21 protein-coding genes and 1 other RNA gene are annotated in these 19,727 nt (G+C 64.9%); 12 read left to right on the top strand and 10 right to left on the bottom strand.

All coding sequences use genetic code 11. The annotated features are described in order from the left end of the window. Window positions 1–51: 51 nt before the first annotated feature. The 10 genes from ccmE to BJD12_RS21870 all read right to left on the bottom strand — a co-directional run bounded on the left by ccmE (window position 52) and on the right by BJD12_RS21870 (window position 7,745). Window positions 52–522: a cytochrome c maturation protein CcmE gene (gene ccmE / locus BJD12_RS21825; RefSeq protein ID WP_005996353.1), complete on the bottom strand. Its 471-nt coding sequence runs from the start codon at window positions 520–522 to the stop codon at window positions 52–54. Further along, window positions 519–725: a heme exporter protein CcmD gene (gene ccmD / locus BJD12_RS21830; RefSeq protein ID WP_005996351.1), complete on the bottom strand. Its 207-nt coding sequence runs from the start codon at window positions 723–725 to the stop codon at window positions 519–521. The genes ccmE and ccmD overlap by 4 nt, the downstream gene beginning before the upstream one ends. Further along, a complete protein-coding gene (gene ccmC / locus BJD12_RS21835) occupies window positions 722–1,480 on the bottom strand; it encodes a heme ABC transporter permease CcmC (protein ID WP_005996349.1) in 759 nt (252 codons plus the stop codon). Before ccmC ends, ccmD begins: the two co-directional genes overlap by 4 nt. Window positions 1,481–1,490: 10 nt before the next feature. Then, on the bottom strand, window positions 1,491–2,786 hold the full coding sequence (locus tag BJD12_RS21840) for a S8 family serine peptidase (RefSeq protein WP_005996346.1): 1,296 nt from the start codon (window positions 2,784–2,786) through the stop codon (window positions 1,491–1,493). Beyond that, on the bottom strand, window positions 2,783–3,439 hold the full coding sequence (locus tag BJD12_RS21845; protein ID WP_005996345.1) for a zf-HC2 domain-containing protein: 657 nt from the start codon (window positions 3,437–3,439) through the stop codon (window positions 2,783–2,785). Before BJD12_RS21845 ends, BJD12_RS21840 begins: the two co-directional genes overlap by 4 nt. Then, window positions 3,436–4,029: a sigma-70 family RNA polymerase sigma factor gene (locus tag BJD12_RS21850; RefSeq protein ID WP_005996343.1), complete on the bottom strand. Its 594-nt coding sequence runs from the start codon at window positions 4,027–4,029 to the stop codon at window positions 3,436–3,438. The genes BJD12_RS21845 and BJD12_RS21850 overlap by 4 nt, the downstream gene beginning before the upstream one ends. 51 nt (window positions 4,030–4,080) lie before the next feature. Further along, a complete protein-coding gene (locus tag BJD12_RS21855) occupies window positions 4,081–4,848 on the bottom strand; it encodes a TorF family putative porin (protein WP_050812904.1) in 768 nt (255 codons plus the stop codon). A gap of 446 nt (window positions 4,849–5,294) precedes the next feature. After that, a complete protein-coding gene (locus BJD12_RS21860) occupies window positions 5,295–5,684 on the bottom strand; it encodes a c-type cytochrome (protein ID WP_005996339.1) in 390 nt (129 codons plus the stop codon). Between the two features lie 22 nt (window positions 5,685–5,706). Beyond that, the gene (locus BJD12_RS21865; protein WP_039423022.1) at window positions 5,707–7,053 is read right to left on the bottom strand and encodes a hypothetical protein; all 1,347 of its coding nucleotides are present in this window, start codon (window positions 7,051–7,053) and stop codon (window positions 5,707–5,709) included. Window positions 7,054–7,124: 71 nt separating this feature from the next. Next, entirely contained in the window at window positions 7,125–7,745 is a 621-nt protein-coding gene (locus BJD12_RS21870; protein WP_139052615.1) for a cytochrome b, read from the bottom strand. A gap of 305 nt (window positions 7,746–8,050) precedes the next feature. Between BJD12_RS21870 and BJD12_RS21880 the strand changes: the two genes are divergently transcribed. The 12 genes from BJD12_RS21880 (at window position 8,051) to BJD12_RS21935 (ending at window position 19,447) form a co-directional block, all read left to right on the top strand. Then, the gene (locus BJD12_RS21880; protein WP_005996332.1) at window positions 8,051–8,524 is read left to right on the top strand and encodes a sugar 3,4-ketoisomerase; all 474 of its coding nucleotides are present in this window, start codon (window positions 8,051–8,053) and stop codon (window positions 8,522–8,524) included. After that, a complete protein-coding gene (locus BJD12_RS21885) occupies window positions 8,525–9,649 on the top strand; it encodes a DegT/DnrJ/EryC1/StrS family aminotransferase (protein WP_005996331.1) in 1,125 nt (374 codons plus the stop codon). Further along, window positions 9,646–10,899: an O-antigen translocase gene (locus BJD12_RS21890; protein ID WP_058564016.1), complete on the top strand. Its 1,254-nt coding sequence runs from the start codon at window positions 9,646–9,648 to the stop codon at window positions 10,897–10,899. Before BJD12_RS21885 ends, BJD12_RS21890 begins: the two co-directional genes overlap by 4 nt. Continuing rightward, window positions 10,896–11,849: a glycosyltransferase family 2 protein gene (locus BJD12_RS21895; RefSeq protein ID WP_058564017.1), complete on the top strand. Its 954-nt coding sequence runs from the start codon at window positions 10,896–10,898 to the stop codon at window positions 11,847–11,849. Before BJD12_RS21890 ends, BJD12_RS21895 begins: the two co-directional genes overlap by 4 nt. Window positions 11,850–11,857: 8 nt before the next feature. After that, on the top strand, window positions 11,858–12,991 hold the full coding sequence (locus tag BJD12_RS21900; RefSeq protein ID WP_042827998.1) for a hypothetical protein: 1,134 nt from the start codon (window positions 11,858–11,860) through the stop codon (window positions 12,989–12,991). A gap of 39 nt (window positions 12,992–13,030) precedes the next feature. Continuing rightward, window positions 13,031–13,873 (top strand): Wzz/FepE/Etk N-terminal domain-containing protein, encoded by an 843-nt coding sequence (locus BJD12_RS21905; RefSeq protein WP_005992475.1) that lies wholly within the window; start codon window positions 13,031–13,033, stop codon window positions 13,871–13,873. Window positions 13,874–13,932: 59 nt separating this feature from the next. Next, a non-coding RNA gene (locus tag BJD12_RS21910) (sX9 sRNA) lies at window positions 13,933–14,006 on the top strand. 297 nt (window positions 14,007–14,303) lie between these two features. After that, window positions 14,304–15,146, top strand: coding sequence for a class I SAM-dependent methyltransferase (locus BJD12_RS21915; protein WP_042827993.1), 843 nt, complete (start codon window positions 14,304–14,306; stop codon window positions 15,144–15,146). A gap of 12 nt (window positions 15,147–15,158) precedes the next feature. Beyond that, window positions 15,159–16,376 (top strand): amidohydrolase family protein, encoded by a 1,218-nt coding sequence (locus BJD12_RS21920; protein ID WP_172797209.1) that lies wholly within the window; start codon window positions 15,159–15,161, stop codon window positions 16,374–16,376. Further along, window positions 16,373–17,071 carry a class I SAM-dependent methyltransferase gene (locus tag BJD12_RS21925; protein WP_005992467.1) on the top strand — a complete coding sequence of 233 codons (699 nt, stop codon included), beginning with the start codon at window positions 16,373–16,375 and terminating at the stop codon, window positions 17,069–17,071. Before BJD12_RS21920 ends, BJD12_RS21925 begins: the two co-directional genes overlap by 4 nt. Window positions 17,072–17,198: 127 nt before the next feature. Beyond that, the gene (locus BJD12_RS21930; RefSeq protein WP_039423047.1) at window positions 17,199–18,329 is read left to right on the top strand and encodes a glycosyltransferase family 4 protein; all 1,131 of its coding nucleotides are present in this window, start codon (window positions 17,199–17,201) and stop codon (window positions 18,327–18,329) included. Further along, window positions 18,326–19,447, top strand: a complete 1,122-nt coding sequence (locus tag BJD12_RS21935) for a glycosyltransferase family 4 protein (protein ID WP_005992463.1) — start codon at window positions 18,326–18,328, stop codon at window positions 19,445–19,447. Before BJD12_RS21930 ends, BJD12_RS21935 begins: the two co-directional genes overlap by 4 nt. The last annotated feature ends 280 nt before the right edge of the window (window positions 19,448–19,727 follow it).

The following is a 19,727-nucleotide window of genomic DNA, read 5'->3' on the forward strand; positions in this document are numbered from 1 at the left end:
GGTGCGGCAGGAAAGAGGTCATCGAGTAGGCGACGTGCAGCCGATGCCGCATCAACGCGGTGCGGCCAGCGGCACGGCGGTAGCGGGGATCGGCTTGCCGACATGGCCTTCGGCCATCGCGTCCTTGAGTTCTTTCGGCATGTAGGTTTCGTCGTGCTTAGCCAGGACTTCGTTAGCGACAAAACGCTCGCCATGCATGCGCCCGTTGGCGATCACCGATTGGTTGTCGCGGAACAGGTCCGGCAGGATGCCGGTGTACTCGACCTGGGTGGCTGCATGTTTATCGATGACGGTGAAGCTGACTTTCAGCGAGTCGCTTGCGCGCTGGATCGAGCCGGCCTTGACCATGCCGCCGAGACGAAATTGCTGATAGCTGGCCGCTTCGCCGGCGCGGACCTGGCTGGGCGTGAACAGGTAGCTCATGTTCCGCTGCAGCGCCAGCACGATCAGCGTCACCGCCAGCGCGGCGGCGGCGATCACGCCAAGCACCAGCCACAGGCGTTGTTTGCGCGTTGCATTCATGGCGCGTCGCGCTCCAGCGTTGGCGCGGGTTGATTGCGCAGACGCCGCGGGGTTTGCCGCTGCAGCTGGCCACGCAGCTCGCGCGGCAGGCGCCGGCGCCGCAACCACGGCGCCGCCAGGTCGGCCAGCAGCACCAACACGAACAATGCATACGACGTCCACACGTATTGGCCGTAGCCGCCCATCGCCAAAAACCCGCTCATGCAGTGCGCTCCGTCAATACAATGCGGCGTGCCCAGTCCTTGCCGCTTTCCAGCGCCAGCAGGTCCACGCGCACGCGGCCAAACAGGCTGGCGACGTAGTAGCACTTGGTGGCCAGCATCATCGTCAGCAACGGCCACAGCATGTCCGCGCCCATCTTCGACGGTCCGAGCAGCCGCACGGTGGAGCCCTGGTGCAGCGTGTTCCACCACACCACCGAGTAATGCACGATGGGCAGGTTCACCAGGCCGACCAGCGCAAGCAGACCGGCGGCACGCATCGCCTGACGACGGTCTTCCACTGCGTGGTACAGCCCCAGCACGCCCAGATACAGAAACAACAGCAGCAATTCCGAGGTCAGCCGCGCGTCCCAGGTCCACCAGGTGCCCCACATCGGCTTGCCCCACAGCGAACCGGTGCACAGGGTGATGAAGGTGAAGGCCGCACCGATCGGTGCCGATGCCATGGTCACCACTTCGGCGAGCTTGATCCGCCACACCAGCGCGATGAACGCCGACACGCCCATCGCGGCGTAGATGAAAAGGCTCATCCAGGCGCTGGGCACGTGGATGAAGATGATGCGGTAGGCATCGTGTTGCTGATAATCCGGCGGCGCCAGTACCAGCCCGCCGTATGCGGCCACTGCGGCTAGCAGCAGCGCCAGCGCCATTGCCCAGGGGCGCACCACGCCCGCAAAGCGATAAAACATCGGCGGCGAGCTGAGCTTGTGCAGCCACAACGGGATCCACTTGGCCATGCCGGTGTCGTCAGTTGGAATGTTTGGAAGGCAACAGCGCATCGACCGCGGCGCCGGCGTTGACCTGCAACTGGCCGTCGGAGACCTTGCTGGTGCGCTGCAGGAGCTCGCGCAGCGCGGTGGCATCCATCGACGGCGACAGCGACAGCAGCAGCGCGGCCATGCCGCTGACATGCGCGGTGGCCATCGACGAGCCGGAGGTGAAGTCGTAACGCCCGTTCGGCTGGGTGGTCAGGATGTCCTTGCCGGGTGCGCTGAGCACGCCGGGCATGGCGGCGGTGGCGCTGCTGCTGCGCACCACCAGCACGCCCGGCACATCGTTGGGAAAGCCGTCCAGCCGCCCGTTCGGTGGCATGGCAGCCACCACGATGCGGCCCTGCTGCACCAGATGGGTGAGCATCTTGCTCAGCAGCGGGTCGGCCGGGCCGCCCAGGCTCAGGTTGACCACGCGCGCGGAGCTGTTGTTGATCGCCGCCAGCGCCTTGGCCAGGGTGAAGGTGTTGCAGCGTGCGGTCGCGCCAACGGTGGCCGCGTACCAGCACGCCTTGTAGACGCTCAGCATGGCCTTGGGCGCCATGCCGACGATGCCCTGATGGTTGTTGCTGCCGGCGGCGATGATCCCAGCCACTTCGGTGCCGTGGGAATCGCTGCTGGTCATGCCCTGCTTGTCGTCGACCAGGTCGTGCACGTCGCGGATGCGCGCCTTCAGATCGGGGTGGTTGGTGTCCACACCGGTATCGACCACCGCCACCACCACGCCGCGGCCCTGGGTGACGGCCTGTGCGCTGGCGGCATCGGTATCGATGAAGCCGCGTTGCATGTCCACGTACGGGTCGTTGTAGCTGGACAGCGGTGTGGTCTTTTCCGCCGCATCGGCCGAAAACACCGAGAAATCCTGCACCGGCTGCACCAGCTCCACGCCTTCGTCGTTGGCCAGGGCGGTGACCAGCTCATCGCGCGAAACGCCGGGTGGCGGCTGCAGCACAGCGCAATACAGCCCCAGTGAGGTGATCGGCCAGCCGGACACTTCGCGCAGCTTGTAACGCTGCTTGATGGCTTCCATGCGCACGGCCGCCTTCTGGCCGGCGCCGTAATAGCTGGAGGCATAGCCAATCAGGCTGGAGCCGGCACGGGCCGGCGGTGCGCTGAGCGGATTGGCCACCGCCAGCAGGATGTCGCGGCTGCTGTCGGGCGTATGCGCATCGGCGGGCGCGGCAACGGTGCCGGTGTCCTGGGCCTGCGCGTTGCCGTGCAGGCCCAGTCCGGCCAGTGCGAGGAGCATGCCGATGGCGAGAAAACGGCTCATGGGGCGGAGACGATCTCGGCCAGCCGGATGCCCGGGTTGGCGCGCAGTTGCTGCACGGTCCGCTGCGGCTGGGCCGGCGGCTGCGGCGCGGCGGGCACCACGGTATAGGCGCCCATGTCGTTGGGACCGCCGATCACCTGCAGCTGCTGTGCATGCAGCAGGCGATCCCAGTCGGCCACGGTCATGCTGGCGTCCGGCACCACGCGGATGGCGCCCTGCGGCACCGGCAATGCAGTGGCGCTGCTGAGCGTGCGGTAGTCGTGCGATGGTGCCGGCGAGGCCAGCTTGACGCCCATGACACCCAGGCCGATGGCCTGCACCAGCGCGGCGGCGGCCAGTGCACGCACGGTCCAGCTACCGGAGCGACGTGCAGCCGGAACCGGTGCTGGCGCCATCCGCGTCTCGGGCGCATCCAGGCGGCCGAGCAGGCGTTGCAGCCCGGCATTGGCGTCCAGCTTGACCGCACACGGCAGCGCCAGCGCTTGGCGCAGGCGATTTTGCTGAGCGAACTCGGCGCTGCACGAGGTGCATTTGGCCACGTGTGCGATCAGCCAGGCATTTTCTTCTTCGGTGGCGCTGTCCAGCAAGACGGCCGGCATCAGTTCCCAGGCGTGCGAGCATTCCTTGCCAGGCGCGATGAAAAACGTCTTCATTGCAGGGTCTCCGTATAAGGGGGGTTGCCGGCGAGGCCGGGCAGCACATTGCGTAATTTGACCCGCGCATGAAACAGCCGGGCTTTGATCGTGCCCACCGGGCACTGCATGATTTCGGCGACTTCTTCCAGCTTGTGGCCGACGCCGTACACCAGCTCGATCACCAGGCGCTGATCCGGCGACAGCCGTTCCATGCCCTTGTCCAGCCAGTCGCGCAGCTCTCGGTCATCATTGTCGTCGGCGCTGGGCGCGTGGTCTTCCACCATTGCGGTGTCGTCGATGGCCTCACCGTCGTGCTGGCGCAGGCATTTGAGTCCGCAGCGGTAGGCGATGCCCATGATCCAGGTCGACACCTGCGAGTCGCCGCGGAAGTCGCCGGCCTTTTGCCAGGCGATCCAGAAGCAGTCGTTGATGGCTTCTTCGATGATGTCCGGGCGGCGCGTCAGCCGCGACAGGAACCGGCACAAGCGGCCGTGGTAGCTGTGGTACATGCTCGCCAAGGCATCGCGATCGCCCGCAGCCATGCGGCGCAGCAGCATGCGGTCGGTGGCGTCGCCCAGGGTATCGGAGTCATTCATCGAAGCAGACATGGCGTAAGACACCTCTAGGTGCCCCCAGGCAGAGAAAAGGTTGCGTGTGGATCAGAAAGTGCGAGAGACCATGCCCACCCACGGCGTTTCGCCGGGGCCGCCTTGCGCGCGAGGGGTGTTGTCGCTGGTCACAACCCGGTCCAACTTTACTGTCCATGCCGCGCGGCTCCACTTCAGGCCCAGTTGCCCATACCGATAGCGGCCGGAACTGGCGGCGCCGTAGGACATGGCTGGGAAATCGGAGATGCCCGCGCCGGCCGACAGGCTGAAATCCCCAGTCAACGGCACGTTGGCGGTGACGTCGACCACCATGTTCCAGGGCGAGCGTTGCGCGCGCGGAAAATTGAAGGTGGAGAGCGAGAAGGTGAGCGTGTCGCGGTAGGACCAGGCAAGGCTGGCTTCCTGGCGGTCGAAGGTGCGCGACTGGCGGTCGGCCGGATAGGCGTAATACAACAGGCTGGCCTGCATCTGCCAGCGATCGCCCAGCATCCAGCCACGCGCGCCCTGCAAGGTGAGCGCCACCGGGTCGCTGAAGGAAGGCGATTGCAGCGCCACGGAGGCCGAGACCGACCAACCGGGTGCTGGCAGCCAGTAGCCGGCTGCCTGCAGGGTGACGCGGTTGGGCGCGATGGAGATGCCGCGGTCGATCAGGGTGGACGCCACGGCCACTGCGCCGCCCACGTTGTCAGCCAATGCGGTCCCGCAGGGGCTCATGATCAGCGCAAGCAGCAACGCGCGACGTATCCCCAGGGGCTGGCGTCGCAGGACCCGCCGACAATGCCGGCAGCGCCGTAACTGGCAAGGCACAGCTGACAACATGTGAGGGCATTGCTGTCTCGATGAGCCGCTTCCAGGCCATGGCTGCCCGTCGCGGGCGCCATGGCGCCGCGGGCGGGGAGGGGGCTGCTGGGCGGACGAAGCGTTCAACAAGGCAGGCGTGAACCGTGGCGGTGCGCGATAGTGACCCATCACGCTAGGCGAGACCGCCCTGTGTGTGGCGGTTCCGTCCATATACGCGAAGGGTTCGTGTCAGGCAACGCGGGCCGTACACGCCTTGCAGGCGCAGCGGTGACCCGGATGCAGGCCGCGGACACTGCGGCCGGCGTGCTGTACCGGGCTTGAAGCGATCCTCACAATGGCGCGCATCGCGTTCAGGCCTGCGCGGGTAATTCAAGGCACCGGCGCGTCGGTGCAGGCCTGCACCGGGTCCGCTTGTACCCTGGGTGTCGGGCCGGCCCGTGCTGCCGACGCGGGCCGGCTTATCCTCAACGCAAGGTATTGAGGTAAGCGATCAGCGCGTCCAGTTCCTTTTCGTCTTCGAGTCCTTCGTACTTCATTTTCGTATTCGGAAAAGTGGCCTTGGAATCCTTCTTGAGGAAATCCTTGAGACTAGCAGTACTCCACGTGCCCTTGCCCGGCTTGAGATCGGCCGAGTAGCCGCTGAAGTCCGCGACGGTGCCGGCGGGACGGTTGACGATGCCGAATAGCGAGGGGCCCTTCTTGTTCTTGCCTTGCGTTGCGCTATGGCACTCGGCGCATTCGCTGATGAACACGCTCTTGCCATCGGCGGCGCGTGCCGAGGCGGGCAGCAGTGCCCCGGCCAGCAGCAAACCGGCAAGGGGAGCGCATAACAGTGTGGTGTGGAATGACTTCATGGGGGTCCTTACGCGTGGGGAATCAGAACGTCAGATTGACCGACATGGTGAAGCTGTCCAGATCACGCGGGTTGGTGATCGGCGGGCCGCGGAACACGTTGGACGTGCTGCCGTTGAACTTGTCGAACCGGAACCAGCCGGCCGACAGACGCAGGTTGGCGATCGTGGTGTAGGTGCCTTCCTTGCCGAACGGCGTCCAGTACAGCAGGATCAGGTTGCTGGTGGTGTCCGGAATGCCCACCGGCGAATAGCGTGCCGCATCGAACGAGCCGGTGTTGATCATGTGCGCGGCCAGCACGCCGTAGGTCTGCTTGAACGCGTAGTTCACGCTGAAGGTCTGGTCGCGCACGCTGCCGCGGTCCAGCGCCGGCATGGTCGGGTCGGACGACAGCAGCGGGCTGCCGTATTTGCGGCGCTCGTAGATGTTGACGTAGGCCAGCGACGCCACATGCTCGCGGGTACCGAGGAACTGATAGGTCAGGTCGTAGCCGAAGTCGGTGAGATCGTCGCTGGGTCCGTTGCGCGGGCGCTGGCGGCGCGTGTTGAGCGCGGTCAGGCCCACCGAGAAAAACTGCCGCTTCATGTCCTTCATATACGCCACGCGTGCGTAGGTGGTGTCGCTGAGCTTGCCCGGGTCGCCGTTGATCGGCCAGCCGAGGCGATCCTGCGCAGATGGCGACAACGCGCTGTAGCTGCCCACTTCGCCGTACCAGTTCTTGTCGTACAGCCCGTACACGCTGGCACCGATGACGCGGTTGGACAGCGACGAGGAACTGAGCATGGTGGACGCGCCGCCATTGGACGCCGGCGTCAGGGTGGACGCATTCGGCAACACATGCACCGGGTCGGAGATGCCCGGGTTGTTGTTGACGCTGACGCCGATCATGGTGTCCTTGCCGGCCATCTGGAACGGCTTGCTGACAAAACGCAGATCCACATCGTCCAGCCGCGTATCGAAGGTGGCGTTGCCGCTGTTGTTGGAGCGGATCTTGGAATAGCCGCCGATGTTGTCGTTGACCCGGCCGGCCAGATACAGATCGGCCTGGGTCAGCCGCGCGGTGCTGTCGCCGCGGCTGGGATTGTTGCGCGCCCAGGTGATCTGGCCGGACACCGGAATCTTGGTGCCTTCGCCATTGGTATCGGTGAAGCCGCCCAGCTTGAAGCGCATGCCGTAGGGCGTCAGCGAGGGACCATAAGAGCCGATATGGCAATCCGCGCACGAAGAACCGGTCTGCCGGGCGAACGAGGGAATCGCCTGTGCCTGCGTACTGGCCAGCAGCAGCAACGGGCCGGACACGCACAACAAGGACGTCAGGGAGGCGGCGCGCGATGCGTTGGCGCGAGGCGAAGCAGGCTGGGAAACAGGCATGGAAAGTCCTTGTTCGACGGTGCGGGGTTCGACGGAAAGAGAACGGGCGAAGGCGAGGGAGTTGCGGCGACTCATGCGCGCTTGCCCGGCAGCACGCGGTACAGCAGGCCATCGCGCAGCACCAGGTGGTGCCACAGCGCAGCGCCGATATGCAGGATCACCAGCGCCAGCAGCGCCCAGGCGGCGTTCAAATGCCACACGCCCAGGGTGTCGCCCAGATCCGGGTCTGCTTCGATGAGATTCGGCAGCGCCAGACCGAACAAATAGACCGTCTTGCCAAACGCGTTACTCAGCGACCAACCTATCAACGGCAGCGCAAGCATCAGCCCGTACATCGCCAGATGGGTGCCGCCTGCGGCCAGGCGCGTGATCAACGGTGCGGGCGGGCCGGGCGGCAGTGTGCGCAGCCGTAGCCGCAGGCCGACGCGCAACACGAACAGCAGCAACACCATCAGGCCGAAATGGCGATGGCCTTCGAGCAGCCACTGACGCAATGCGCGCCCATCGAGCTCGGCGCGCAGCAGGATCAGACTGGCCGCCATCACCAGGCACAGCACGGTGAGCCAGTGCAGCACGCGCATCGGCTTGGGCAAGGGCGTGACGCGCGCTGCCGGCGCCGCAGGCGACGAAGAAGGCAGCGGTGTGGCGCTGCCGGTGGCTGCCGTGTCGGGCGCCTGGGGGGAAGAATGCATCTGGTGGGTGTCCTCACCGGTGGTGGTCGTTGGTTCCGGCAATGCTGTTGCGCTGCCAGGCCTGGCTTCCCACGCCGGCCGGAACTGCGGCCAGGTGAACGTGCACCGATATGTGCGGCGCTACCGATGAAAGGTTGCATCGGCCCAACGAATTTTTATCGTGCCGGCGCACGTTCAACGTGCGATTGCGATTGCGCTTGCGCGCACGTGGCTTCGCATGCCGTGACCTGGCGCAACCTTTCGCGCATCCCGACGCACTCAGGCATGTCGCACTACGTGCAGTCATGCGGTTACGCCCCGGAACCATGGCCTTCGAACCAATCCAGTTGCATACCCACGGCGACGATCGCGGCCTGCTCATTTCGTTGGAGCAGGAGCGCAATGTCCCGTTCGAAATACGCCGCGTGTATTACCTGTTCGGCACCCGCAGCGGCGTGCACCGTGGCCAGCATGCGCACCGCCGGCTCAATCAGCTTGCGGTGGCGCTGCATGGCTCGGTGACGATCCTGCTGGACGAAGGCAGGGGCGATGGCCCGACCGAAGTGACCTTGAGCGACCCCTCGCAAGGTCTGCTGCTGGGCCGCATGGTATGGCGCGATCTGCACCATTTCAGCCCGGACTGCGTGCTGATGGTGCTGGCCGATCAGTTCTACGACCCGGGCGATTACATCCTGGATTACGACCAATTCCTGGGCGAAGTGCGTGGGCAAAAGGAACAGTTGAGTGCACACGCCGGCATTGTCACGGGCAGGGTCGCACTGCTGGGAGCGCAGTCGTAAATGGTCGGCTTGATGGATGTGCCGTTCCTGGATTTGCGCGCAGTCAACGCACGCTACGCGGATGAACTCAAAGCCGCTGCCGCGCGGGTGATCGATGCCGGTTGGTATGTGCTCGGCCAGGAACTGGCTGCGTTCGAAGAAGAATTCGCCAGTTACTGCGGTGCGGCGCATGCGGTGGGCGTGGGTAACGGGCTGGACGCGTTGTCGCTGATCCTGCGCGGTTATCGCGAACTGGGCGTACTACGCGAGGGCGATGAAATCATCGTGCCGGCCAACACCTTCATCGCGACATTTCTGGCGATCAGCCAGAACCATCTGGTGCTGGTGCCGGTGGAACCGGACCCGGCCACCTTCAACATGGACCCCGCCAGCGTGGAAAAGGCGATCGGGCCACGCACCCGCGCCATCATGGCGGTGCACTTGTACGGTCAACTGGCCGACGTGGCGGCGCTGCAGACGCTGGCGCATCGCTACGGTTTGCTGCTGATCGAAGATGCCGCGCAGGCGCACGGTGCAACGATGCACGCCCGACGCGCGGGCGCCTTCGGCGATGCCGCCGCGTTCAGTTTTTTTCCGACCAAGAACCTGGGTGCATTGGGCGACGGCGGCGCAGTCGTTACCTCCGATGCGCGCTTGGCCGAGCGCGTTCGCGCGCTGCGCAACTACGGCTCGGAAGTGAAGTATCACCATCTTTACCAAGGCGTGAACTCGCGCCTGGACGAGCTGCAGGCCGCCTTGTTGCGCGTCAAGCTGGGCTACCTGGACGAAGAGATCGCGTTGCGGCGCGTGGTGGCACGACGTTACCTGCACGGCATCGACAACCCGTTGATCGTCTTGCCGACGGTGTTGTCCGACGAACAACATGTCTGGCATCTGTTCGTGGTGCGCAGCCCGCAGCGCGATGCGCTGCAGGCACATCTGTTGCGCCATGGCATCCACACCCAGATCCATTACCCGGTGCCGCCGCACCGGCAACCGGCCTACGCCACGCTCGGCGATACCTGTTTGCCGGTAAGCGAACGCCTGCACGCCGAGGTGCTGAGTCTGCCGATGGGCCCTGCACTGGATACGGCGTCGGTGGAGCGCGTGATCGCCGCCTGCCAGTCGTTTGGCGCCAGCGCATGAATCTGGTGCGCAGCAGCGCCTACACCGGCGTCGCGACGCTGGCGAAGTTGCTCGCTGCGCTGGTGGTGGTCAAGTTGGTGGCGGTCTATGCCGGGCCGCAGGGCGTGGGGCGACTTGGCCAGTTTCTCAACTTGATGTCGGTGTTGGCGGTGCTGGCGGGCGGTGGCATCAGCGCCGGTATCGTCAAATACGTCGCCGACTATCGCGACGACCCGCAGGCGCAGGCGCGCCTGCTCAGCGCGGCCCTGTGGTATGCCTTTTGTGCGTCCTGCGTGCTGGCGGTGCTGGCAGTTGTGTTCAGCGGCTTGCTTGCCGAGCGGCTGTTGGGCGATGCCGGCTACCAGCCGCTGATCTGCGTGCTGGCGGTGGCGCAGTTGGGCATCGCGGTGGTCAACTACATTCTTGCCGTGATCAACGGTTTCATGGATGTGCGCCGTCTGGCCATCGTGCAGGTGAGTGGCGCGGTAATGAGCGTTGCATTGGTGGCATGGCTATCGAACATGGCGCAGCTGCAGGGCGCATTGCTCGCGCTGGTGCTGGGGCAGGTGGTATGGCTGTTGACCGGGGTGCCGGCGCTGCGGTGCAGCCCGTATTTCCGGCGCGAGATGTTGCGCCCGCGCTTCGATGCCGTCATGGCGCGCCGGCTGGCGGCCTTTTCGGTGATGACGCTCACGTCCACGCTGGTGCCGCAGCTGGTGATCATTCTGGTGCGCGACCACCTGGTTGCCCGGTTCGGGTGGGAGCAGGTGGGCTACTGGCAGGCGGTAAGCCGGGTGTCGGATGCCTATCTGCTATTTTTCACCACCGCCATCAACGTGTATTACCTGCCCAAGCTGGCCTCTCTGGATGCGCGCGCTGCACTGGGGCGCGAGCTGCGCGCTGCGTATCGTTATGTGATGCCGGCGGTGATCGTAATGGCGTTGGGCGTGTATCTCTGCCGCGATTGGGTGACCTGGCTGTTGTTCGACCCGCAGTTTGCTGCGGCCAGAGCGCTGTATGCCCCGCAGCTGGTCGGCGATGTGGTCAAGATCGCCGCCTTCGTGTTGTCGTATGTGATGTTGGCCAAGGCCATGACGCGCCTGTTCGTGGTGTCCGAGTGCGCGTTTGCCGCCAGCTATCTGGGATTGGTGTACCTGTTTACCGCCCACTTCGGGCTGATCGGCGCGATGTACGCCTTCGTCGCCAACTACGTGCTGTATCTGCTGTTCACTGTCGTGGTGGTGCGGCGCTATCTGGTGCAGCTGGCATGAACGAGCGCACGCAACCGGCAGGGCGCGCCCGATGGCCGCTGGTGTCGGTGCTGATCCCCGCGTTCAACCATGAGCGCTTCGTCCAGCGTTGCCTGGACAGCGTTTTGGAGGACCCGTACCCGTGCAAAGAGATCGTCATCATCGACGATGGCTCCAGCGATGCCACTGGCGAGAAGATCGCGCAGTGGATTGGCGCCCACGGGCATCGGCTGCCGGTGCAGTTCGTGCAGAGGGCCAATCGCGGTGTGACAGCGACGCTGAATGAGGCTGCGCGATGTGCGCGGGGTGAGTATCTGCGCATCGTTGCAAGTGACGACTATCTGATTCGAGACGGTATCGGCAGGCAGGTCGCTTATCTTGAGGGAAATTTGCGTAAATCCGCTGTCATCGGCGATGCGATCGTTGTCGATGCGGATGGCAGGCAATTGCACCAAAGTGCAATGCGTGACCTTCACCTGGCTAACCAGAAATTGTATGAATCCGATGCAGGGATCCGTCGAGCTGTCATTAGCGAATGGGCGGTTAGTGGTGCCGTCATGATGCTCAGACGTAGCGCCTTCGATAAAGGGATGACGTGGGATGAGACGCTCAAGATCGAGGATTGGGACTTCTTTCTTCGATTGGTCGCCCGCGATCATCTAGGATTTATTGACGTCGTCGTGTGTGCATATCGGTTGCATGAGACCAATGTGAGTAAGACTCGCGATGTCCAGCGGCGATTGGAGAATCTGAGTGAGTTTGCAAGGGTTGCAGCGCGCAGCTGTGATCTGTTTACGGATGCCGACTTAAAGATGCTGCGCGCAAAGTTGAGCTTGATACGCGCAAAGATTTCTTTCTTGCAAAAAAGTTATCTCGCCGTCGTCTGGCATCTTGTGGCGTATTCGGCAAGGAATTTCATTGCTCTGTGCGGTTCGAAGAAAGGGGCTTCGAAGGCGGGGGTATTGGGATGACCGTTTCGGTGGGATCCTTACTGCGGAAGCCGTATACGTACCTGGCTATCCCCATCGTCATCAGCTGTTTCATCACTGCTGTGACCTACGAGCTTCCACGTGGGTACTCTCAAGGACTCGGCTGGCTCCTTGCGGCGGCGATGGGCGTATTTGCTCTGGACGTGTTGGTTGGAATCAAGCTCCCGAGTTTCGAAAATTTCCGCGGCTATCGCTACGCCGGCACCCGCGATGCGTTTGTGGCGATGACGCTGGCAGTGGTTGTCACAGTGTTCTGCATCGCCGACGTGGGCCTGTTCCCGATTCCGTTGTTGAGCGATCCATCGTCGTACGCCACCTTGAGCCCGTTGCGCTCGCATGTGCGACATATCTCCAACATGTGCTGGATCCTGCCGCCGATCGCATTGCTGTGCGTGCGCCACCGCGGCCTGCGCGCGGCGATGGTGACGTTTGGGTTTGTGTTCCCGATCGTGGTGATCGACCGCAATCGTATCTTTGCCGGCCTGTTCTCGTTCGTGCTGGTGTTGTTGCTGCGGCGTGACCCGGTGCGCCCGCTGCCGTGGAAGACCATCGCTGTGCTGGTATTGGCAGGTGGCGGCGTGTTTTCGGTGCTCGGCGCCTTGCGTTCGGGCTCGCTGGCAACTGTGGCATTGCCGTTCAGCGCGTTCTACCGTGCCATGCCGCAAGGCATGCAGTGGCTGTTGTTGTACATCAGCGCCGGGCCCTACAACTTTGGCGCCATCCTGGCCAAGGGCTACGAAAACGCCAGTTTTCTGATTAACCAGCTAGTGCCGTTCAGCGGGTCGATTGCCACCGCCGGCACCAGCATTCCGCTAGATGCGCCCAACATCAATGTAGGCACCGAGTTCTTTCCGTTTCTGATGGCCTGGGGCGCACCGGGTGCGTTGCTGGCGCTATTGGCGCTGTATGCCGGCCTGGTGTGGAGCGTGCGCCGGCTCAATGGCTCGCTCTCGATTTTTCATGTGCTGATCTTCCTGCGCATCGCCTACGCCTGCCTGATGTCGCCATTCGCACCTCAGGCGTTCACCTGGACCAACTTCGGCTTCATTGCGCTATGCCTGGTGCTGCACGCCTGCACCGTGTTGTTGCCCAGTCGCCATGCAGCACATCCGTCTGTCGCGTAAGCGCGGCAACCCACTGTCACGTTTCAGAGCCTGCGCACCATGAATCAACACGACGAAATCTACCTGATCGACCTATGGCGCATCCTGCGGCGCGAGTGGCGCTGGGCGCTAGCCGCGATGGTGCTGGTGCTCGGCCTGACCTTCGTCTTTTTGCGGGTGGCGAAGCCGCAATGGGAAGCCACCGCCTGGATCCAGGTAGGCGAAATCGGCCCCACGCCTGCCGGCCGCGACCCCAAGGTCGAGCCGTTCCAACGGGTGATCGATCGCATGAAGACGCGGCTGTTTCAGGACGCGGTCCTGCAGCAGGCCGGGGTGCCGCTCAAGAGCCGTGCCGCGCAGTTGTATCGCGGCAGCCTGAAGCCCGATCCGGACCCGTACGCCAATCTCATCGGGGTGACCATTCGCGCAGAATCCGCGCAGCAGGCGCGCAACTTGGCGATTGCCACCGTCACTGCATTGCAGAGCCTGCATGGCGACACCAATACCGCTGCGCTCGCGCTTGCTCGGACTCGCCTGCAGGGGCTTGACGAGGATCTGCGCGTTGCCACGCGCACGCGCGAGCAGCTGCAAACTCAGCTGCGACCCGGGTCTGCAGCAAGTCCGGCCCAGGTGCTGGCCGGGGTGTTGCTGACCGAAAACACCACCACCATCCGCGCGATCAAGACCGAGCGCGACGATCTGATCGCGCGGCTCACCGCGCGTTACACCTATCAAACCTCGTTGGCGTGGCCGTTGTATGTGCCCGAACAACGGGCGTTTCCGAATACGGCGATGATCTGGGTGGTCGGTTTGCTCGGTGGAGCGGGCTTGGGCGTGCTGGTGGCGGTGGGGCGCAATGCCTGGCGTCGCCGTCGGAGTGAGGGCGCTTGTGCCATTGCTTAAACGCTAACAAAGGCAGTTGTGCGCACCGCCATGCGGGCGCAGCCAGTGCGCCGTGCGGCATGGACCACGTCCACGCCGGTATTCGCTGTGCGGTCCACACCACCTGAGGGCTGCTCGCTACGTTCGGCTAGCCGCTCCACGACGCGCGGCCGCCGCCATTGACTGCGCATCAGGCGGAAGCAGCGGGCTGACTCTTGACTGCGTCGTCAGCACGCCCAAGCGTGGTGATTGGTGCGCAGGGGCGCTGCTGGTGGCGCTCTGTCACCGCCGAATCAGTCGATAACCAGTCCTGCAATACCCACGCGCACGGCCTGATTGCAACCAAACCGGCTTGGGCGGGCACTCACGGGTCTATCAAGCGATACCGCGTTGGCGGTGCCGCGTCTGGAGCGTGCAGTGAAATCAGCAAGACGGGTGGGGGAGGCGATGCATGTCAATGGTCAGTGAGCATGCTGCACGCGGCGGAACGGTCGCGCCGGAGCAGTTGCTGGAAACGCAACGCGCGTTTGATAGCGTCGCCCCCGATTACGACGGCCCGCGCGGCAACAATGCGCTGATCCAGCGCATGCGCACCACATTGTGGGACACGGTGGCCGCGGAGTTGCCGGTCGGCTCGCGGCTGGTGGACCTGGGCTGCGGTACCGGTCTGGATGCGGGCGAGTTCGCACGTCGCGGTTACAACGTGCTGGCCACCGATTGGTCGCCGGCCATGATCGAGCGCACCCGCCACCGCGCCGCCACCCAGGGGCTGGAAGAGCGCCTTGCGGCTGCACATGTCGGCATCCAGCAGCTTGATCAGCTCGAGGGCACGTTCGACGGCATGTACTCCAACTTCGGCCCGCTCAATTGCGCGCCGGATCTGCCGGCGGTGGCCGCCGAATGCGCGCGGCTGCTGCGCGCCGATGGCTGCCTGGTGTTTTCGGTGATCGGGCGCATCTGCCCCTGGGAAATCGGCCATTACGCGTTGCGCGGGCGCTTCAAGCGCGCAGCGGTGCGCGCGGCCAAGGGCGCAACTGCGGTGGGCATGAACGGCCACACCATCTGGACCTGGTACCACCTGCCGCGCGAGTTCTATCGCGCGTTCGAAAAGCACTTCGTGCTGGATAACTACCGTGCCCTGAGCCTGTTCCTGCCGCCGCCGTATCTGGTCGACTTCTGCGAGCGCCATCCGCGCGTCTCCGAGCGCCTGGGTGCGCTGGACGACCGTTTCGGTGGGTTGCCGGTATTGCGCGACATGGGCGATCACTTCCTGATCGTGATGCGCAAGCGCTGAGTGGAGATGCCGATGTCCATGGCCGATGTTTGTCTGCAGGGCGCGCGATCGATCACGCTGGCCGGTCCGTCGCGCGCCGCAGTGAACATACGTGCCGGACGCTTCGGCGGCACGCTTGGCACTGGCACCTTGCGCCTGGACCTGCAGGGCCATGTATTAGCGCCTGGCCTTATCAATGCGCACGAACACCTGCAGGTCAATTGCGTGCCGCCGCTGCCGCAGGGCGCGCCGTTCGTCAACAGCTATGCCTGGATCGAGGCGTTTCAGGCGCATTTTCAGCATCCGGCTGTAGCCGCCGCATTGCGCGTGCCCAAGGCGGTGCGCCTGCGCCATGGCGGTTTGAAGAATTTGCTCGCCGGTGTGACCTGCGTGGCGCAGCACGACCCTTGGCACGCCACGTTGGATGAGGCCGACTTTCCGGTCAGCGTGCTCAGCGAATTCGGCTGGAGCTACGCGCTGGGGTGGACCGGCTATGGCCCGCCGGTGCAGGGTAGCTTTGCGGCAACGCCGGCAGCGCACCCGTGGATGATCCATCTGGCCGAAGGCACCGACGCGGTGGCGCGTGCCGAGCTCGACGATCTGGATCGGCTCGGTTGCCTGGCATCCAACACGGTGCTGATCCACGGCGTGGGCATGGGCGAGCAGGATATCGAGCGTGTGATCGCGCGTGGTGCCGCGGTGGTGTGGTGCCCGTCGAGCAATCTGGCGCTACTCGGGCGCACGCTCGATCCATGGCAGCTGTGCATGGCCGGGCGGCTGGCGCTGGGCAGCGATTCGCGGGTCAGTGGTGCCCGCGATCTGCTCGCGGAACTGCGTATTGCCGCGAGCAGCGGGCTGGCGCCGGATTTGCTCCTGGGTCTGGCCACCGACCAGTCCGCGCGCATCTTGCGCATGGCGGCGCGTGGGCGTATCGCGCCGGGGGCCGTAGCGGACTTGGTGATCGTGCGCGATTGCGGCGGCGAGCCTGCCGGCAGTGTGATCGGCTGCGACCGCGGCGAGTTACGCGCGGTCATTCGCGACGGCAAGCCACGCATCGCCGATCCGGACTTTGCACCGTGGTTCGACGCCGCCGGCATCCAGACCGTTCCGGTGGTGCTGGATGGACGCCCCAAGCTGCTGGACGCCAGTCTGGCAGACCCGGCCGTGCTGGCGCTCGAACCCGGCTTGCAGCGGGTGCAGAACATCCAGCAAGCGTCTGATGCCTTGGAATCGATGGGTGTCGCATCGTGAGCGCGGTCCCGGTACTCGAGCCTGACGCGGCGTATGCGCTATGGGCCAGCGCGTATCCGCCGCATGCGCACAACCCGGTGATGCGGGCCGAAGAACGCGCAATGCTCGGGCTGATGCCCTCCACATTGCAGAACCTGCACGTGCTGGATGCCGGCTGCGGCAGTGGCCGATACATGCTGCACGCGTTGCGCCGTGGCGCGCGACACGTCACCGGTGTCGATTTGTCGCCGCAGATGCTTGAGCGCGCCAAGGCCGAACTGTCGCAGCAGTGGCCGCTGGCGCGCGCGCAGCTGCAGCAGGGCAGCCTGGACCAACTGCCGCTTGCCGATGCGGTTGCCGACTTCAGCGTATGCGGCCTGGTGGTCGGGCATCTGCAGCGGCTGTGGCCGGCGTTGGAGGAGCTGCATCGGGTCACCCGCGTCGGTGGCCTGGTGCTGTGCAGCGACGTGCATCCAATTGGCCACGCACTGGGCTGGCGCCGCGACTTCAAGGCCGAGGGCCATCGTTATGCGGTGCGCCATACCCAGCATCTGTACAGCCATTGGCATGCGGCATGCACGGCATTGGGCTTTGCGATCGAAGCGGTCACCGAGCCGATGCTGGATCCGGCCGATATCCCAGAGGGTGCGCGTTTTGACCGGACGGCTTTGCTGGTGCCGGTTGCGCTGGTGCTGCGCCTTCGGCGGATGGCGTGAGCATCGCGCTCACGGGTTGCGTCCGCAATCCATGCGGCGCAGGCGATCGACGTGACCTGGCGTCGCGGCGCGTGGAGTGCTGCTGCGCCGATCCTGCTCGCCGCGGCAATCCACCGGCAAGCGCGTCGTGACCCTGTATGTTGCACAGCTCAATCTGGTGCCAACGCCGGCCGGTTTGAGCGCCGAGCAGGTCTTCGCGCACTGGCCTTCGCTTGCCGACATTGCCGAGGCGGTGGCCAGCGCAGATGTGCGCGTTTCGGTAATCCAGGCTTCTGCATTGAACACGCAGCTCGCACGGGAGGGCGTGGACTATCGCTTCGTCGCTCTCGCTCCACGCGGAAGCGCCGCGCGCGCGGCTACGTTGTCGGCGCTGCTGCGCGACATCGGCGCCGATGTGATCCACATACACGGCCTTGAATTCGCCGGCGATGCGCGCAGGCTTGCGCGCCTGCTGCCGCACATGCCGATCCTCCTGCAGGACCATGCCAATCGCCCACCACGTTGGTGGGGCAGGGCAATGTGGCGCGCACGTTATGGCGCCGCTGCCGGCATCGCTTTTACCTCGTTGGAAATGGCACAGCCGTTTCTGCGCGCGCGCTTGTTTCACAATCGTACGCAGCTGTTTGCAATTCCTGAATCCAGCAGCCGCTTTGTGCCTGGCGATCGCCTGTTGGCGCGTGAGCAGAGCCAGCTGCAGGGTGACCCGTGCGTGTTATGGGTTGGTCATTTGAGCGCTGCCAAGGATCCTCTGTGCGTGCTCGATGCGGTTGCCGTGGCGGCGGGCCTCTTGCCTGGCCTGCGGCTGTGGTGCGTGTTCGACCAGGCGCCCTTGCTGGCACAGGTGCAGCAGCGGCTGCGCGACGATGCGCGTCTTGCACGGTGCGTGCAGTTGGTGGGCAAGGTCGAGCATGCACGTGTGCAGACGCTATTGCAGGCGAGCGATGTGTTCGTGTCCGCCAGCCACGCCGAGAGCTGCGGATATGCCGCGCTGGAAGCCTATGCCTGCGGTGCCCTACCGTTGTTGACCGATATTCCGGCCTTCCGCGCACTCAGCGATGACGGCGCGGTCGGCGAACTCTGGCCAGTGGGCGATGCCGGCGCATTGGCGGAACTGCTGTTGCGCGTGGCGCGGCAGCGACCCAGCCGCGCGCAGGTGCGGGCGCACTTCGATGCGCGGTTGTCGTTCGCGGCAGTGGGGCAGCGTTGGGCACAGGCGTACGCAAGCTTGCTGAAACAAATGCGAGCGCACCCGCGATGAAGTTGGCGCTGGTGGTGCCGGGTGGGGTGGATCGCAGCGGCGACGTTCGCGTGATTCCAGTGTTCCTGACCCTGATCGAATGGCTGGCACGCAACCATGAGGTGCACGTGTTCGTGCTGCATCAGGAACCCTTGCCCGATACCTGGATGCTGCGCGGAGCAAAGGTGCACAACATCGGCGCGCGACGCACGCGCCTGCGTGCCATTGGTGCGATTGTTAAAGAACATCGGCGCGCACCGTTCGCCGTGATCCAGGCGATCTTTTCCGGCTACTGCAGCCTGATCGCGGTGAGCGCGGCCAAGCTGCTGCGACGTCCCAGCGTGGTGCATATCGCCGGTGGTGAACTGGTGGCTCTGCATGCCATCGGGTATGGCGGCCGGCGGCGGTGGCGCGGGCGCCTACGCGAGGCGGTGATCCTGCGCCTGGCCGATCGTGTTACCGCCGCCAGCGCGCCGATCATCGCCTCGTTGCAGGCACTCGGCATCGGCGCGCAGCGCGTGCCGCTGGGCGTGGATCTGCGTGCCTGGCAGCCGGTTCCGCCGAGGATGCGCGAAGGCGCAGCTGCACGCCTGCTGCACGTGGCCAGCCTCAACCCGGTCAAGGACCAGACCACCTTGCTGCAGGCAATGGCCGCACTCAAACGCGCCGGCGTCGCCTTTACGCTGGATATGGTCGGTGTCGACACGCTGGACGGTGCCATGCAGCGCCTGGTGCAGCAGCTTGGCCTGCAGGAGCAGGTGCGCTTTCTCGGCTTCAAGACCCAGCGCGAATTGCGCCCGATCATGCTGGCCGCCGACGTGCTGGTGATGTCGTCCCTGCACGAAGCTGGGCCGATGGTGCTGCTGGAAGCGGCCGTGGCCGGTGTTCCGACCGTAGGCACGGCCGTGGGGCATCTGGTCGAATGGGCGCCGATCGCCGCGCTGGCGGTGCCGCCGGGCGATTGGGCGGGCATGGCCGAGGCGATCCGACAGGTGCTTGGCGATGACGAGCTGCGCCTGCGCCTGGCATGGGCGGCGCAGTGTCGCGCAGTGCGCGAAGACGCGGCGATGACCACGCGTTTGTTCGAACAGATCTATCGGCAGTTATGCGAGCAGCGACCGCTTGGTCCATCACCCTAACGCGGCCCGAAGCTACGGCGCAGCTATCAGGTCGACGTGCCCGTTGCTGGGTGCTCGGCGCGGCGTATGCAGCGCTTACGCGGCGGTATTGCTCGGGCCTTTCATATCCACCTGACGACTGCCCGCCGCGTTGTGCCGGCCGCTGTTGAGAGCGAGATTCAAGCAGGTTGGCGTAGCCAGTACGCGCGACGTAGTTCCTGTGCCCATGGAGCGCAGCTAAGCACGCAGCGTCCGCCGATTGCTGCTGTGGTCAGCCATCTTGGCCGCAGCGACCATCGCA

The sequence above is a fragment of the Xanthomonas vesicatoria ATCC 35937 genome (assembly GCF_001908725.1).
GTDB classification, from domain to species: Bacteria; Pseudomonadota; Gammaproteobacteria; order Xanthomonadales; family Xanthomonadaceae; genus Xanthomonas; species Xanthomonas vesicatoria.

Coding starts and splice junctions, on each gene's coding strand:
- ccmE (WP_005996353.1), bottom strand. CDS start 522: ATGAATGCAACGCGCAAACAACGCCTGTGGCTGGTGCTTGGCGTGATC.
- ccmD (WP_005996351.1), bottom strand. CDS start 725: ATGAGCGGGTTTTTGGCGATGGGCGGCTACGGCCAATACGTGTGGACG.
- ccmC (WP_005996349.1), bottom strand. CDS start 1,480: ATGGCCAAGTGGATCCCGTTGTGGCTGCACAAGCTCAGCTCGCCGCCG.
- BJD12_RS21840 (WP_005996346.1), bottom strand. CDS start 2,786: ATGAGCCGTTTTCTCGCCATCGGCATGCTCCTCGCACTGGCCGGACTG.
- BJD12_RS21845 (WP_005996345.1), bottom strand. CDS start 3,439: ATGAAGACGTTTTTCATCGCGCCTGGCAAGGAATGCTCGCACGCCTGG.
- BJD12_RS21850 (WP_005996343.1), bottom strand. CDS start 4,029: ATGTCTGCTTCGATGAATGACTCCGATACCCTGGGCGACGCCACCGAC.
- BJD12_RS21855 (WP_050812904.1), bottom strand. CDS start 4,848: ATGTTGTCAGCTGTGCCTTGCCAGTTACGGCGCTGCCGGCATTGTCGG.
- BJD12_RS21860 (WP_005996339.1), bottom strand. CDS start 5,684: ATGAAGTCATTCCACACCACACTGTTATGCGCTCCCCTTGCCGGTTTG.
- BJD12_RS21865 (WP_039423022.1), bottom strand. CDS start 7,053: ATGCCTGTTTCCCAGCCTGCTTCGCCTCGCGCCAACGCATCGCGCGCC.
- BJD12_RS21870 (WP_139052615.1), bottom strand. CDS start 7,745: ATGCATTCTTCCCCCCAGGCGCCCGACACGGCAGCCACCGGCAGCGCC.
- BJD12_RS21880 (WP_005996332.1), top strand. CDS start 8,051: ATGGCCTTCGAACCAATCCAGTTGCATACCCACGGCGACGATCGCGGC.
- BJD12_RS21885 (WP_005996331.1), top strand. CDS start 8,525: ATGGTCGGCTTGATGGATGTGCCGTTCCTGGATTTGCGCGCAGTCAAC.
- BJD12_RS21890 (WP_058564016.1), top strand. CDS start 9,646: ATGAATCTGGTGCGCAGCAGCGCCTACACCGGCGTCGCGACGCTGGCG.
- BJD12_RS21895 (WP_058564017.1), top strand. CDS start 10,896: ATGAACGAGCGCACGCAACCGGCAGGGCGCGCCCGATGGCCGCTGGTG.
- BJD12_RS21905 (WP_005992475.1), top strand. CDS start 13,031: ATGAATCAACACGACGAAATCTACCTGATCGACCTATGGCGCATCCTG.
- BJD12_RS21915 (WP_042827993.1), top strand. CDS start 14,304: ATGTCAATGGTCAGTGAGCATGCTGCACGCGGCGGAACGGTCGCGCCG.
- BJD12_RS21920 (WP_172797209.1), top strand. CDS start 15,159: ATGTCCATGGCCGATGTTTGTCTGCAGGGCGCGCGATCGATCACGCTG.
- BJD12_RS21935 (WP_005992463.1), top strand. CDS start 18,326: ATGAAGTTGGCGCTGGTGGTGCCGGGTGGGGTGGATCGCAGCGGCGAC.